This window comes from Planctomycetia bacterium, assembly GCA_016795155.1.
Taxonomy (GTDB): Bacteria; Planctomycetota; Planctomycetia; order Gemmatales; family HRBIN36; genus JAEUIE01.
Window position 1 is genome coordinate 133,037 of the sequence record JAEUIE010000002.1, and the last position, 15,906, is coordinate 148,942.

Sequence of the window (15,906 nt, forward strand, 5' to 3'; positions counted from 1 at the left end):
GTTACTTCGAATCCACAGCATCGGGATAAACAATCATGGATACACGCTTGCCTGTCTCCAGTCTGGTTTTGCCGGAATTGTCGTATTCCGCTTGAATGCGAATGAGGCCTGTGCCACTTTCGACCTGCGAACTTTTGAAAATCAGCTTGGCGAGAATGGGTGATGTCAATTCAGTAGCAGGTGGCATCTGCCAGACACGGATTTTGTTGTCGGTACTGCCCATGAAAACATATGTCTGCTTGGCGGAAGGCAGGAAGAGTGCACAATTGGATCGCACTGCTTCCGGCAACATGAAGTGTGCACCGATGGATGCATCCTTGAGCCAGTATTCGGTGGAAGTCTGTGTTTTGCCCGGTACACCAACAGGTATCTCACCCGATGCATCAGTTTCTTTGCCTAGATGTGGCAGACGAATCAGCAGATTGCGGCCCTGATCGGTTGCAGCGACGGCCCACTCACCATTGGGTGAGAGTTCCGCGAACTGCACAAAGCGGCCCTGACGGCGACTGCTGAGCACGCTGACAGGTTCCAGTGTCTGTGAATCGAGCAGACGAAGTTCATCGCCATGTTCCGAGAAAAGATAACGGCCATTGTCAGCCAGGTTGATGTGGCGCACATCGCCGGTACGGCCCATCACCATCTTGACCAGTTCACTGTTGTTGGGGCCAAGTTTCCAGCGACGGATGGCATTATCAGTTCCCGAGGTCAGCAGATACTGGCCATCCTTGCTGAAGATAACTGAGGTAATGCCGCCGAAATGCGTGCTGGCGTGTCCTGCGACATCGGCCTGCACCCAATAGAGTTTCTTGCCATCATTCACATTCCAGATGGCAACACGGCGATCGTCACTGCCTGAGGCTGCATATTTGCCGTCACTGCGGAAAGCGATGGTATTTACTGATTGATCGTGCACTTTATCAAGCGTCTTGGCTTCCACCTTGGGTGGGGTAGTGCCGGTGATTTTGACAGTCCATTGAATGACGGAGCCATCGGCAAAACCTGCCAGGATCTGGTAACTGTCGTTATTGACAGCAGGTGATACTGCCACGCATTTACAGGCGACTCGACGCTGATCGCCTCGTTCCAGTCGAACCCAGGGCAGCGAGGAGACGGCATGCATATCCCACAAAATGACAGAACCATCGTCGCTGGAGGATGCCAGGAAGCGTGAAAGAGGCGCCAGAGCCAAGCCGGTGACAGGTCCGGTGTGGCCGTTGTAAACAAACTTGGCTTCGCGATCGTTATCGGGTTCCAGGATGACGGTCATGCCTTCACGAAGACTTTCCGAGAAGCCTGATTCAAAAGCACCTTCCACAATCAGGGATTTGTCGTTGATTACCTGCAGGATGGATTCGCCATTGCGAACGCTGTTGCCCACCTTCTTATAGACTTTGATGACTTTTCCAGGGATACGCGATTTGATCTGGAACAGCGCATGCTGCCGTTCGACTTCGATAAGCCGGGCTTGTTCAAATTTCTGTTCACTTTTGGCTTTGACAATGTCATGCTGAGCCTGATTGCGGCGGGCAAGTGCCAGATCAAGTTCAGACTGACTGGTGGCGCCGGTTTTGATCATCTGTTCCTGGCGAGCGACTTCCTTGACATAGACCTCCAGAGCATTTTCAGCTGCCTTGATCTTGGATTCACTGATTTCACCAGCCTGGATGCGCTGCGCATCAAGTCGAGCTTTGGCGAGAATGTCTTCGAGGATTACCAGAGTATCGCCGGGCTTTACTTCACTGCCAATGCCTTTAGGAATTTCAAGAATCGAGGCATTGGCATTTTCGACTTCAAAGGTGAGATCCATTTCCTCTTTGGGTTTGAGTTCGGCAGGAATGACAATGGCGCCACCAGTTTTGATGCTGCTGATCATTTCGCTGGTGGTGGTGACATTGACGACAGGCGATTTGGCCGCATCAAGCGGGGTAGCAACGACCTGTTTCGCAGCTTCCTTCTGCATGGTCTGAATCAGTTTGTTATCCTCAGCCTGGCCTTTGTAATAAAAGACCGCTGCCAATCCTGCGAGCACCAGAAGTACGAAGCCAACAAAACGCCACATAAGTCACCTGTCGATATCTGTGTGTTGGGGAAGAGTGTTTCGAATCCACATTAAAAGACAATGTGTTCGAAGAAAAACTCCCAGAGTTGATAAAACCAGACATAGCCGATGGAACGCTGGCCACAATTGACCTTGGCCTGCACCATGACTTCGACCGGCATGCCATCACCTTTGAGCTGTTCGATCTTGGCACGCAGATCGTCGCCGATTTCCACGCGGCATTTGAGCACCACTTCGCTTTCGGTGATATGACTCACCATGCCACCCATGCCATTTTCATTAAGCGTGCCCTGGTAGTAGGTATTGGGTTCGGTGCTGATCCAGAGTCTGACATCGAGTTGCCGTTTTTCTGACTGATTCAGTGCTTCACGGATTTTGCCAATGTGGGCTTCAGGAATATTGAGCTGTACTTCCCAGGCACCATCGATCTTGGCGACTTCGAGCAGCTTTTCACCCGGCTTGACGGTCTTGCCTTTCAGATCGGTAACGTCGAACGTGGTGACGACGCCATCAATCGGTGAACGTACGGAGAAGAGATCGCCGCCAGTATACTTGGTGAAGGTTTCAAGGGATTCCTTGGCCTTGCGCATGTTGGATTCGCTTTCAATCAACATGCCCCGGTATTGATCCTGCTGTTCAAGAGATAAGCCAGGTTGATTGAGTGCTGCCGCCGCCCGTGCCCGCATTTTGCTGTTGGTATCGTAATCGCTGCGAAGCTCGATCATTTTGGCACGGAGGTCTTTGGAATCGATTCGCAGCAGTTCCTGTCCGACACTGACGCGGTCGCCATGGCGGACCATGGGTTCGGCTTTGCCTTCAAACATGGCCGTGATCGTATGCCTGTCTTTGGGCACCAGGTTACCCTTGGCAAAAAGGCGCAGTGGCCAGGGGATGAGTACCAGGGCAGCAACAAGCAGTGCTGCAGCAGCTGCAATCACCATGGCCCAGGTGCCACGTTTGCCACGTAAGGAATCGCGGATGTTGGCAATAGGTAGCAAGGCCCATCGGAAGGGGACCCGGTGATGCTCCAATACGTTGTACATCGCTGGGGCCGAGTGCTTGATCAGCACATCGATGCGTGCCAGCAATGCTTCTGCAGTCAGATTTGGTTCGAAACACTCGATGACCATGGCGGATCGGCAGGGTCGTTCCTTGTCTTCGCGGTCATCACGGAGCGGAGCGACAATCAGCATCTTGCTGTTGCTTTCCGCCAGGTATTTATCGAGTGCTGTCAGAACCTTGGGGGGCAGTGTTTCATCCCGTTCACCGTTGTAGACCAGTCTGTCGTTCCAGACCAGGACGGCATCGCATAACTGTTTCATGCACTGAATCAGACTGCTGCGCTTTTCGACGACATCAGCCCCACTGACCGCTTCGATCTGCGTGTTGCCACCCAGACGGCTGGCTACACTGATTCGATCAACCGCGAGAAGCCGTCGGCTTTCGTTGACCATCACGAAAGTGGCTTCGCGAAGGTTCAGCGTACTGTGAATCTGCTTGGTGAAAGCTTCGAGTTGTGTCCAGACCTGCTGCTGACCAAGGACAGTGCGGAACTGCTGATTGCGGAAATAGTTGCCTGCGTAGGAGCACATGTCTGTCATGAACTGCAGGAAGCCGCGGATAGCCGCCGGGTTGCGGTTCGGCTCCAGGGCAACTTCCAGGATGCCCTGCACCTGTCGTTCAATGACAATGGGAGCGAGGAGCAGGATCATATTGGTGAGGTTAGCCGGGGCAGGGGCGCCTTCCATCAAGCCAGGCCCGCTCTTGGGAGGCATGGAAATGGGTTTACCCTGCTCGATGACAGCACGGAGCACCTGATCGTGGCTGGCGCGAGCGCCCTCAATGTTATCGAGATTGAGATCTGCAATGCCAATCTGGTACTGCTGTTGCAGATTGCCCTGGGGCGTGCGCAGCCAGATGGCGCCAACATTGGTGGCCAATGCGAGCAGGATACGCTGGAGAAACTCCTGACCAAACTCAGGAGGACTCATGGTCGATTCGGCAAGGCGGGCGATTTCCTCAATCAGTTGATTGATCTGCTGCCTTTTCTCTTCAACCGGATCGATGGGGTTCGCACTCACTGGCTTTCCTCCGGATCGCGAACATGCGAAAACGCATGCCTAATCTGCCGAAAGTGACTATACGGGTTGTGAGAAGCTGCGCCAAGCACAGCCTTCGTCGTTAAATCCGGAACAAACCACCTGTTTGGTAATTTGCGTAATCTGGTCAATCATGTTCCAGATAGAAACATTATCACCATTAAGTCTCATTTTCGCACTTAATTCTTTTGACGGAAAGAGCAAGCGCATAGTTCATTCCGATGCAAAGAGAGTAATTGGCAAGTTGTGCCGGAGAGCGAAACCATGATGTTGAATCGAAACCTCCTAGCCTTGGCATGTGGGCTGTTAGCGAGCAGTGCAGCCTGGTCTCAGGAGTATACTTCTACCTTTGCAACTATTGGCCGGCAGGAAGAGTGTCCGAAGGCACATCGCATTTGCGACAAAATTCATGATAAGTTCGACCGCTTTCCCTGCTGTGGTTACGGCAAATCCCACAATGAAATGGGGGTTCCGGGCTTTCGGGGCACCAGCGTTTTTCTGTGGGGCAGCAGTTGCGAGTTCTTTGTGGAACCCTGTCGCACTCCACCGACACGAAAACAGGTTACCAGGGAACGCAACGCAGCCCAACGCATGTATGATGAAATGTTTGGTAGCAGTGGTTCGTGTACCAGTTGCGGCCAGTAACAGTTACGAGTAGATAAATAAAGAGCCCACCAGAAACTGGTGGGCTCTTTGTGCATGAGTGCAACTGCTTATGGAGCAGTGATGTTGATGTTGTAGTTGCCCCAGCCATTGTTATAGCCCGCAACGGCGAAGTAGTAGGTGATACCTGCTCCTACTGCGATATTGACTGTTTCACTGGCACCTCTGGTACGGGTGACACCCTGACCAATCTTGGTGAGAGCGGTCGGTGACCCGTTTTTGGAGCGGTAAACATAGAGGTCAATATCACCGGCACTAGTCGCAACGTCTACATTGATGGTCAAAATTCCAGCGCTGGTAGCAGTGAACTTGAACCAATCGCGGTCCTGGGCACGGCCAGCCTGAGGCTGTTTGATCTGCAGGTCGTCCACACTCGTTGCACCAGTGGGAAGAGTTCCGAGATCGAAAGCCCGATTGGAAGTTTCATTCGGCTCATAGAAGTTATCGTTGCTGCCATTGCCACCAGGAGGTGGTGGAGGTGGAGGCACATTGGTGAAGTCAGGTTGTGTAAAATCTTCCTGCAGAGTCCAGGGTACAGGAGGATTTTCAGCAGGATCATCAGGATCGGGTGTAGCAGCAATAGCACGCACACCCAGGCCACGCCGTGCCATGGCATCCCATATTTCCCGCTGATAGGCGCCACCGTACTGGAACTGGTCAGCTGCTACCAAGGCATTACGTGCTTCGATAGAGCTCGGAGCAAAAGGCGTCAATGCCATAGCGGCTACAACCAGCTTGAATGCACGATTATTACCAGCATCGCCATTCAGCATGTCTGCATTGTAGCCGTAGTTTTCCGTCATGTTCAGAGTGAAGTCATTCAGAGCATTCGCCCAGATTTCGCCCATGGTGTAATAGGAGTAGAATCCGTTGCCATCGCCATGGGACGATTGTTGTTGATCAAAATCGGAGTAGGTATAGGGGCTGATAACCTGGTTATAGCTATAGGGGTAATTGCGGATGCCATTGCCAGCAGCATTCTGACCCTGGACCCAGTTTCCAACTGTTTGTCGAGTTGTTTTGTTGTCAGTTTGCTTCTGACCGAGAACAAGAGCCATATAGTCGGCCCAGCCTTCGCCCAAACCTCGACCTTCAAAAGTTTGTGATAACGAACCTGCGTATTGAGGACCTCCTACCAGACGTGTGGAGAGACCATGTCCCAGTTCGTGGAAAATGATATCGTTGTCAAGGTCGGTGTCACGTACACCTGCAGAACCGGCCCAGATGAAGAAGTGTGTTCTTGGTGCAATACCGTCTGGGGTTGGTGCAAAGAATGCATTGTTGGAGTAGCCGATTTGTGACCCCGACTGGGCAAATGCCCGAATTGGATCATTCTGTGAGGTAGTGGGGCCTCTGCCGTAATTATTCTGCTGGAAATTCCCCGCAACTTCGTTGAAACCAGCCCGATAAGTTACGTCATGGAAGTAATTGACTGCGTAGAACAACTGTGTGGTAGCTGAATTGGAATAAGAATTCGGATGCAGTGCTACATTCAGTGGGAAGTCGTAGTTATTGCCACCGACACCAAATGCCGGAGTACCATTTAAAATTGGTGGATCAGCTTCATGATCGGCAAGAGGTGCCCAGATGGTAGAAGTATTGTTACCACGGGTGTAGAAGTACTCAGCACCGGTTCTCCCGTTGATGTCATGCCAGCCGTATGGGGAAGCCAGGGGGTCAGCAGGATTCACCACAAGTGTTCGGGAACCATCTCCCGGATTGGACACAGGTGCCTGGAAAACGCGATAGCTGTCGCCAGCAACCCAGTTAGTCCGGTTCCAGGCTTGCCCGGTTACAGCATCAATGTTGTACTCAAACATGTAAGCTGAGCCGGGAATAAAGATACGGGTATTGTAAACCAGCCTGGTTTCACCGGGGCCGATGGGCAAATATTGCAGACTCACCGGAATTGGATCGATGGAGATGCTGGCATTGATAAAGGTAGGAACCTGTTCAACACCTCGTGGAGTGGTGCTGGCGAGAGTACCTCTGACTGTGAGGCCAGCATCCTGGGCTGCACGCAGAATAGCTTGTTGAGCTGTCAGTACTGGAGTTGTGGCATTGATTGTACTTGAAACATTCGGAATCATGCCATTGTTGAGAATCACCAGTGAGCCATCTGCCCGGACAGCAGAGCCGGAGTTGGTTCCGATGACAGGACGATTGTTGACATATTGCTGTAAGTGAACGATGCCACCACCAGTGCTCCAGTTGTACGAGCCAACATCTCGGAGGGTGTTGACGTCAGTTGCGGAGATGCCAAGGAATTGAGCGTTTTGTGAGATAAAATCCTTGGTGATGTTGATCGCAGAGCCGACGCGTGGTCCAGTCAGCGGAGACGAAAGATTTATCATGCTGCTCGGTATGCCGAATACCGAGTCAACGGTATAGTTGAGATCCGTTGCAGTCTGCCGGAGAAGAGCTTCGCCCTGCAACTGTGAGGCATTCAAAGTGGAGATTGGTGCGTTCTGTCTTAGATCACTGCGAGTGTCGTATCCACCACTGTCGCCATCGGCTAACTTATAAATACTATTGGGGGAATTGTTAGTGTTATTAGCTGGAGGCGTGGGAGTCTTTGACGTAGATGGCAGGATACCTACTCCGCCAATGCTCGTCTTGATGCTGTTAGACAAAGATCCCAACGAGCTTGAGCCACTACTTTGTGTACTGGATGCGGCATTGATCAGATTAGTCAGGTTTTGAACTGCCTGTTCAAAGGAGTCTTTCCGGAAGGTCATGTTGGTTCCGGAAGACTGGTTACTTAATGAAGTGTCGATTACTGACCCTGATTTGCTCTGGCTTGGTTGGCTGGTACGGTTAAAAATACCGTTGACCAACTGTTTGGCTGCAGCTCGTACCAGATCGAAGTTGTCTTGTACTGAAGTGGAAGTAGTGGTTCTCAGGGAAGCAACTGCGTTGTTAACTGCAGTGCTGGTAAGCAGAGGAGACTTCTGGCCGGAGACGGCAAAGGGAAGTTCGATTCCCGAGGGGCCGAGAATCATATTCCCCGGTATCGAACGATCTTCCAGGGTCTCAATATTGGGTTTATAACGGTTTAACTGAGACACAAGATTGGCTGATCGCTGTACTCGCATGACGTCTCTCTCCACAATAGCTGGTGCGGTTGGTCATCCTGACAAAGCGGAAAGGCACCAACAAAAAAGATGGGCCACGAAGATAAAGCTAACCGCCTGCCACGACCTCGCAAGTTAAAATGTGGGAAATACCCTGAGTTACCGGCCCGAAAAGCTCCACTATTCCGCAAACCATGCGTAACTCTGAGAAACTCTCTGAATCATGCAACATCCTCAGGATTTTTCCTTAAGTCTCTAGACGCATAAGAGGGGCGATTAGTTCCAACATTCAATGCGCCAAGTTCAGCAGTCCCATTATGACAAGGCATGAATCAAAGTGCAAGCGCCACTTTGGATGTTCCATATCTTTATGTTTACCAAGCCGATTTCTGAAATGATAGCACTACTATAATGTTCATATCTCCTTGCAGCAGGATCACGACATGAAGTATCAACTCTCCACGATCCTCATACTCTGCCTGGCTTTTCCTGAACCGATTCTGGCTCAGGCTCCGGAAATTACGCCGCAGCAGGTTCGCGAAGCCATCCAGAAAGGCATCGATTTCCTGAAACGTACTCAGGATAACCAGACCGGGAATTGGGAGAGATTTAACGCTGCTCCGATTCAACTAGGCGACTACACAGGCGGAGTTACGGCACTGGCCACGATTGCACTGCTGGAATCGGGAGTGCCACCCTCTGATCCTGTCATGAAAAAGGCGCTCGATTATCTTGAGAAATTGCCTCCGAAGAAGACCTATGTGGCCAGCCTGCAGGCGATTGCCCTTTCGCAGGCTGACCCGCAGCGATACGGGCCTAAGATCAGGGAAATCATTGATTGGCTGATCCAGGTGGCCGATGCATCGGCTCAAGGCTCTATGATTGCCTGGGGTTACCCCATGGGAGGAATAAACCGGCCTGATCATTCCAATACTCAATATGCCGTGCTGGCATTGCGAGAGGCTCATGCAGCGGGAATCACGGTGAAGCCTGAAATCTGGCAGAAGGTCAAGAAGATGTACCTGGCGAGCCAGAATGCCTCTGGAGGCTGGGGTTACAACATCGAAGGCGATGGCAGCGAGCGGCTGACCATGACATCTGCTGGAGTTTGTGGGCTGCTCATCTGCGATATGAGTTTGCCGATTATTCAAGGCCCACCCAATGCCGATGGCGAGTATGCCAACTGTGGAATGCGTGATGTCGACAACGAAAAAGCAATCGAGCGGGGATTAAGGCAGATTGGAAACAAGTTCAACATCGATATTGGCCGTAATATCTTTCAGGGCACCTCGTTTCCCTTTTACAACATTTATGGTATCGAGCGTGTAGGCCGTTTTTCCGGTCTTCGATTTTTCAATCGTGGTGGCACCATGATTGACTGGTATCGTCAGGGGGTTAAGACGCTGCTGGCTGTACAAAGTCAAGCAGGGAAATGGGAGAGCAGGGCACTCATCGATGGCGATCCGGTACTGGCGACCAGTTTCAGCCTGCTGTTTCTGGCCAAGGGCAAGATGCCTATTCTGGTACAAAAGATCGCACATGGCCCCACGCCGCGTGGTTACACTGGCAACTGGAATATTCATCACAATGATGTCAGGAACCTTACCGATTTCTGTTCCAAGCAGGTTTTCAAGAAAGAGAACCGAGCGGTACCGATGACCTGGCAGATTTTTGATGCAGCCCGGCAGGCTGTTGGTCGCGATGTTTCTCAGGATGTCATCCTGCAAGACCTGTTACAGGCCCCGATCTGTTACATCAACGGCAGCGAAGCACCCAAGTTTTCCGAGGGAGAGAAGACACTGCTCAAACGATATGTCGAGCAGGGTGGCTTCATTCTGGCAGAAGCCTGTTGTGGTAGTGGTGACTTTGATCAAGGATTCCGGAAGCTTTGCAAAGAGCTGTTCCCTGATCGTGAGTTGACACCATTGGCAGCGGGGCATCCTATTTGGAATGCGGCATTTCCGGTTGAACCAGGCAGCTTTTCACTGCAGGGAATTGACCTGGGCTGCAAGACATGCCTAGCTTATGCACCCAAGGGTATTTCTTCGCACTGGGAAGCCAACCTGCACAAGGAATTCCCTAAGACCAAATTGGCGTTTCACCTTGGTGCCAACATCGTGGCATATGCTACGGGTCTGGAGCCGCCGGAAGACAAGCTGAGCAAGAAAACGCTGGTTCAGAATGAAGAATCAGCCATCCAACGAAACTTCCTGCAGATTGCTCAGGTCAACTATGGCAGCAAGAACTGGCAGCCTGCCCCTAATGCCATGCGCGTGCTGATGACGGAAGCCTCGAAGCAGGGTCTGGATGTTATTCTGCAGACCAAAGCACTGACGTTGGATGATGCAGATTTATTCAATAGCAAGTTTCTGTACATGCATGGCCGGGGTGATTTCACCTGGACGGAGGAGCAATCGAAGCGGCTTCGCGGGCATCTTGAGAATGGCGGGGCACTGCTGTGCGATGCCTGCTGTGGCGACAAGACTTTTGACAAGCGATTCCGCGAGAATATCAAAGCTACTTTCGGAAGAGAACTGGAGGCTATTCCTATCAGTGATCCACTCTATTCCAAGCGCGTCAGCGGGAAAGAGATTCAACGACTCAATTGTCGAACGGAATCGGGCAAGGCTTATGCTCCGATGGAGCCTGCGCTGGAAGGGATAAGGCTGGATCCCAAAGACCCCACCAGTCCCTGGGTGGTGATGTACAGCAAGTATGACATAGGCTGCGCTTTGGATCGCCATGCCTCAGCAGATTGCGTAGGGTATCAGCATGAGAGTGCATTGGAACTGGCCATGCAGGTGCTGCTATATGCGATGAAGGAGTAATTTGTGGAGTCAGGGATGCAGAACAGATCGAACACGAATGGTGATGCGGTCTACACCTCGTTTTGCAACCAACAGAAATGGAGGCTCAAGATCAGGATCGTGTTGAAGTACATTATTGATGGTGTCTATGGTGACCGATGCGTCAAAATGGCCAGGTCTGATGTAGAAGATTCCTATCAGTGGCTGGTTTTGCTGAACAGCTAATGAACCGAAGTCAGCATCATGCGTCACAACAACTCGACCTTCGCTGTAAGCTATAGCAAGTAAGTGTGAGTCCAATTGGCCTTCCCAGCCTCTTTCGCTGACATCAATAACGTCAAATCCTATCTGGCGTAGATATGCAATTACTTCCGGAATGATGTTCTCATCAGTAAGCAGAGGAAAGTCACGGAGCTTCATGCCGGAATCCGTACGGTGGATTCGACTTCATTACGGACACGGTTGGCGGCGAATAACATCGCTTGCTTCACATCTTCTTCGGAGACATGAGGATAGGTTTCAACAAACTTCTGAATAGTGCCACCACTAGCCATGTATTCAAGAACAAATTCAACACTGAGACGTGTACCGGCAATGACAGGCTTGCCACCGAGGATGCCGGGGTTCGATGTAATGCGATCGTACATGGGTATCTCCTGCAGGATGATTGTACCCCATCAACCAGGCTTTAACAATTATCTTACTCGAAACGATGCCTGTTTTAGAACAAGGACCGACTCAACGACACCCACCTTTCGGTCTGCTCATCACCAGATACCGCAGAGGCCAGGGGATGATCAGAATCCAGGCGAGGTATCGTGTCCACTGCAGTGTCGTATTCCATTCCACAGTATGAATTGGATATGCGCTGAGGGAGTAGTTGATAAGCTTGTTGTCTTTCATAACACTGCTGAGCATGATCAGCTTGTGCCAGTCGGGAGAATGTTGAAACTCCTCGTTTGCTAATCCTTCAATGTGACGAAGGGGTTTCTGGCTGTCGAGATCACGAATGGTGATGGATCTTTTCTGGCTGTAATCCTGCGTGATGCCAACGATGCTGAAGAATTTTTCCAGGGTTGCCAGGAATGGTGAGGCAAAAGGTTTGTTCTCCTGATGAGTTACTTCGATGAGATGAGGAGGAACTATGAAAGTACCCTGCTTGAATGTCAGTCCATGCAACGGATGGCTGTCGAGTTCCTGAAGAACCTGCGATTTGGGGTCGATGCGGTAACAACGGAACTGCTGTTGCAGTGTAGAATTCGCAGGATTCGATTTGATGTAGTTATTCAGGATGATGGTATCATCCGGTAGAAACTGAACGTGGTAGGAAAGGAAGCCTTGGATCGGTTGGCTGGTGTATTGCACGGTCCAATCGCGTGTGTTGTACAGTTCAATGAGATACTTGTCTTGTGCACGAAACAGCAGCAGATAGAGGCGATCAGGAGTTAAGGCTGCGTGGAGGGGCTTCATCTCATTGACGGCGAATTCCTTGATAACTTTGCCAGTGGAAAGATTGATTATCGCACTGGGGGAAGGGTTTTGCGATTTGTTTGCGGAACCAGGTAAAGTGAATGAACTTCGCAAGGCCCAATAATCTTGTTGGTTTTTCGCTCGCTCCAGCACGAACAATAATTCGTTGGTTTTTGCTTCAATCACCGGGCCAACAGGTTTGCCATCATTGCGGGAAACGAAGCAGTTCATATAGCCTTCTGCTGAGGGTGTCTGCAGGGTAGAGAAAATGAGCAATTCTGAGTGGCTACTGCCTGCGAGTTTGTATGGTGGGTGTTTTCCTTTTACATTGACCGGCAGTTCAATCTCGATCTTCTGGAGTAGATCGCCAGCAGTCAAACTGCGTCGTTCGATGTATCGATGCACTTCTTTTGTCACCGTGTCGAAACATTCGACATAGCAGGATGACTGATCATTCAAAGCAACCTCGCCGACCAGTTGACTCGATCGCATTTCATATCGGACCGTATCGATCAGCGGCACTTGCCAGGTGGGTCTGGGAATGCTGTACCAGTAGGCCCAGGCAAAGAGGGCCAGGCCTGCAAAGATAGCCAGATCAAAATGCCAGCGGCGAAGATGTTTCAACATAGCGGCATAATCATAGCAGCAGGCGGGGCAGGTTCACTATAACAAAGCATAAGTGTTAAGTGCTTTTAATCAGGAGAAAGAGACATGTTCTGTCATATGCTGATTGGTTTAATGATGCTGGTGCCTGGGGCAGCAGCCGACGAAAAGATTGATGGCAAGCTGCTGGTGGGCAAATGGGAACCAGCCAAATTACCTGATGGTGTAGACAAACTGGTGGTGGAATACACCAAGGATAATAAGGTCACTGTGGAGGTAGAAACCCAGGGAATGAAGCTGAAATTCGAAGGTACGTACAAACTCGATGGCGATAAGCTCAATGTGAAAGTCGATGTTAATGGCAATGAGCAGGATCAGACACGGAAGATAACCAAGCTGACAACTGATGAGATGGTAACTAACGATGATGAGAAGAAAGAAGAACGGAAGTACAAGAAGGTGAAGTAGGTTTCCTGTTCACGAAATTCCATGCCCATCCATGGAAATGGATGGGCAGTTGAGTTGTTCAGTTAACAGGCAAACGACGAAGAAGGAGAAAATCATGACCATCGAATTGAAGTTGCCTGCTGAACTTGAAATATTAGCTCGCGCCCGCGCAGATGAATCCTTCAACGGCGACATGCAAGTTATGCTCGAAACGGTCCTGCGTGATTATCTGGCAAGCGATGGATACGACGAAGAACTGGATCAACTACTGTTGGAGGCTGTAAACACGCCCCTCATCCCGATGCCCCAAGACTGGCGAGAATTAATCAAAAAGAAGCAACCCGGATAAAGTCTGGCATGCTCATCCCATTTCTTTTCCAGAGTGCTGTTGTAGACATTCAGGGACTTCATGCCTATTTTGAGGAACGGCAAAGCGCACCATTGGCTGAGCGATTTGTCAGCGCAGTTTTTGCTGCTATGGGCTACGTTGCAGAGTTTCCTGAAATGGGAGCTATCCATCAAACCCGCAACAAGCAATTGGTGGATGTCAGGTACTGGACAATTCGTGAGTTTCCGAACTACGTCATCTACTATCGAACCGATGGAAAGCGATTAATGGTCATGAGAGTGGTTCACGGCGCCAGAAAAGTGAACAAGTTGCTTCGAGACCTTAATTGAACAAGATTGTTTAGGAAATCAACTTGGTATTATCGCCGTATGCTTGATTAGAGGTTTAGGAACGTACCACAAACTTCTCCGTCGGCTTATCATCTTTCGCAGCAGCCATCACGCCCAGTTGAATAACGCTTCGCTGTTGTTCCTTTTCCAGATAGCCTCGGCCTTTCTTGACATTGACATGATCCCATGCCAGGCGTTCGGTGGTTGGCCTTTGGCGGTGAACGAAGAAATCGAAGTCGATGCACAGGTCCATCACTACCTGCCACCAGAGTTCGGGACGGAAACACTCGCTCCAGGCATCGAGCCTGGCTCCGCGTCGATAGGCTTCCAGAATCACCTGGGCAATGCGACGATCACCTCGTGTCAGCAATCCTTCGAGCATGCTGCAATCCAATCCATGTTGTTTGATCTTTACCCAGCGAAGGGTGCATTTGCTTCGCATGTATTTGCCCGCCCATTGCAGGTATTCACGGGTCTGCATGCCATTCCACTGGTACGGCGTGTGGGGCTTGGGAACAAAGTTGGAAACCGCAGCGACCACTTCAACGAACTTCCCGGTAACTTCCTTGCCGATGCGTGAAATGGTTTCAGCCATCTCAACAATGCCTTCGAGATCAACGGGGCGTTCGCCTGGCAGACCAATGAGGAAGTAGAGTTTGACATGCTTCCAACCGAGTCGGAACGCTTCGCGACAACCGGCGAATAAATCTTCGTTACTGACCGGCTTACGAATCTGTTCCCGCATATCGTTGCGGGCGACTTCGGGAGCCAGCGTCAGGCCTTGTTTTCGGGCACCTTTGATGAGTTTGGGCAGGTTTCTGAACTGGTGATTAACCCGCAGTGAAGGCAGAGAAACGTTCACACCTAGAGGGTTGAACACTTCGTGCATCCGCTGGACAAGTTGTTCAAATTCAGGGTAATCGCTGCTGGATAGACTCAGCAAGCTGATTTCGTTGTAACCCGTATTCCGGTAGCTTTCCAATGCTGATTGCACGATGCATTCGACGCTGCGCGTGCGAAGCGGACGCTTAATAACAGTGCTCTGGCAGAACCGGCATTGCCAGGGGCAGCCCCGCATGATTTCGATGGCAATGCGGTCGTGGGTGGTTTCAACGAATGAAACAATCGGAGCTAATGGAAGCTGGTAGTCATCAAAATCACGCTGGATGGCCGCAGCGGTTACTTCGAGAGGCACATCAGGCCGAGTGCGATGCATGGCAGCCAGGGTGCCATCGGCATGGTATTCGGGTTCGTAAAAGCGGGGAGCGTACAGGCAGGTGAGTGCTGAGTCTTGACTGCTGAGTCCTGAGACAAGTCGTGCGATCAATTCTTCACGGCTAACTGGGTTTTCGGAAAATTGGTTTTGCTCTTTCAGCGACATCCAGCGGTGCATGAGTTGGGGGAGGATATCTTCGCCGTCGCCGATAACGAAGACATCAATGAATGGTGCAAGGGGTTCCGGATTTTGTGCACCGGGGCCACCACAAATGACCAATGGATGTTCGAGTGTGCGATCAACGCTATGCAGCGGTATCTGGCCAAGATCGAGCATGGCCAGCACATTGGTGTAACAGATTTCATACTGCAGGCTGAAACCGAGCAAGTCGTATTGATGCAGGGGAGTGTAGGATTCCAGGCCATAGAGTGGGAGTTGGTGTTTCCGGAGTTGGTGTTCCATATCGAACCAGGGCATGAAACAGCGTTCGCAGGCCCACTGCGGATCGCGATTCATCTGGCTGTAGAGAACCTGCATGCCGTGATGACTCATTCCCAGTGAGTAAGTGTCTGGGAATGCCAGGCATAAGGTGCCACGAACAGAACGATGATCTTTATGCACACTGTTCAATTCGTTGCCGAGGTACTGAGCTGGTTTCAATACACGCAACAGTAACTTCTGGATGGACTGTTTGAGTGCCTGATTGGTCATCGTTGACTTTCAATGCGGGACAGTGACAAATCCATTGTAAGCAAATACGCGAGACATCAAAAGTCAGCAGGGAACTATT

At 50.9% G+C, this 15,906-nt stretch carries 12 protein-coding genes; 5 read left to right on the forward strand and 7 right to left on the reverse strand.

Translation table 11 applies throughout. The features are described from left to right. Nucleotide 1: 1 nt before the first annotated feature. Nucleotides 2-2,059, reverse strand: coding sequence for an HlyD family efflux transporter periplasmic adaptor subunit (locus JNJ77_00590; GenBank protein ID MBL8821052.1), 2,058 nt, complete (start codon nt 2,057-2,059; stop codon nt 2-4). Nucleotides 2,060-2,109: 50 nt separating this feature from the next. Next, nucleotides 2,110-4,140 (reverse strand): efflux RND transporter periplasmic adaptor subunit, encoded by a 2,031-nt coding sequence (locus tag JNJ77_00595; GenBank protein MBL8821053.1) that lies wholly within the window; start codon nt 4,138-4,140, stop codon nt 2,110-2,112. A gap of 282 nt (nt 4,141-4,422) precedes the next feature. Here JNJ77_00595 and JNJ77_00600 point away from each other — a divergent pair, with 282 nt between their 5' ends. After that, nucleotides 4,423-4,803: a hypothetical protein gene (locus tag JNJ77_00600; GenBank protein ID MBL8821054.1), complete on the forward strand. Its 381-nt coding sequence runs from the start codon at nt 4,423-4,425 to the stop codon at nt 4,801-4,803. 68 nt (nt 4,804-4,871) lie between these two features. Here the strand turns inward: JNJ77_00600 and JNJ77_00605 are convergent, their stop codons facing one another. Beyond that, nucleotides 4,872-7,916 carry a M36 family metallopeptidase gene (locus JNJ77_00605; protein ID MBL8821055.1) on the reverse strand — a complete coding sequence of 1,015 codons (3,045 nt, stop codon included), beginning with the start codon at nt 7,914-7,916 and terminating at the stop codon, nt 4,872-4,874. Between the two features lie 422 nt (nt 7,917-8,338). Between JNJ77_00605 and JNJ77_00610 the strand changes: the two genes are divergently transcribed. Then, a complete protein-coding gene (locus JNJ77_00610) occupies nt 8,339-10,723 on the forward strand; it encodes a DUF4159 domain-containing protein (protein MBL8821056.1) in 2,385 nt (794 codons plus the stop codon). A 9-nt stretch (nt 10,724-10,732) separates the two neighbouring features. Here JNJ77_00610 and JNJ77_00615 read toward each other — a convergent pair whose 3' ends face one another. From JNJ77_00615 to JNJ77_00625, 3 genes are all read right to left on the reverse strand, one after another. Continuing rightward, complete coding sequence (locus tag JNJ77_00615; protein ID MBL8821057.1) at nt 10,733-11,122, reverse strand: DUF5615 family PIN-like protein; 390 nt, start codon at nt 11,120-11,122, stop codon at nt 10,733-10,735. Then, nucleotides 11,119-11,349 carry a DUF433 domain-containing protein gene (locus JNJ77_00620; protein ID MBL8821058.1) on the reverse strand — a complete coding sequence of 77 codons (231 nt, stop codon included), beginning with the start codon at nt 11,347-11,349 and terminating at the stop codon, nt 11,119-11,121. The genes JNJ77_00615 and JNJ77_00620 overlap by 4 nt, the downstream gene beginning before the upstream one ends. A gap of 91 nt (nt 11,350-11,440) precedes the next feature. Then, nucleotides 11,441-12,799, reverse strand: coding sequence for a hypothetical protein (locus tag JNJ77_00625; GenBank protein MBL8821059.1), 1,359 nt, complete (start codon nt 12,797-12,799; stop codon nt 11,441-11,443). An 84-nt stretch (nt 12,800-12,883) separates the two neighbouring features. On the opposite strand from JNJ77_00625, the gene JNJ77_00630 reads away from it, so the two are divergent. The 3 genes from JNJ77_00630 to JNJ77_00640 all read left to right on the forward strand — a co-directional run bounded on the left by JNJ77_00630 (nt 12,884) and on the right by JNJ77_00640 (nt 13,900). Beyond that, a complete protein-coding gene (locus tag JNJ77_00630) occupies nt 12,884-13,243 on the forward strand; it encodes a TIGR03066 family protein (GenBank protein MBL8821060.1) in 360 nt (119 codons plus the stop codon). Between the two features lie 94 nt (nt 13,244-13,337). Next, the gene (locus tag JNJ77_00635) at nt 13,338-13,571 is read left to right on the forward strand and encodes a hypothetical protein (protein MBL8821061.1); all 234 of its coding nucleotides are present in this window, start codon (nt 13,338-13,340) and stop codon (nt 13,569-13,571) included. An 8-nt stretch (nt 13,572-13,579) separates the two neighbouring features. Then, nucleotides 13,580-13,900, forward strand: a complete 321-nt coding sequence (locus JNJ77_00640; protein MBL8821062.1) for a type II toxin-antitoxin system RelE/ParE family toxin — start codon at nt 13,580-13,582, stop codon at nt 13,898-13,900. Nucleotides 13,901-13,955: 55 nt separating this feature from the next. Here the strand turns inward: JNJ77_00640 and JNJ77_00645 are convergent, their stop codons facing one another. Beyond that, nucleotides 13,956-15,827, reverse strand: a complete 1,872-nt coding sequence (locus JNJ77_00645) for a TIGR03960 family B12-binding radical SAM protein (protein ID MBL8821063.1) — start codon at nt 15,825-15,827, stop codon at nt 13,956-13,958. Between the last annotated feature and the right edge of the window lie 79 nt (nt 15,828-15,906).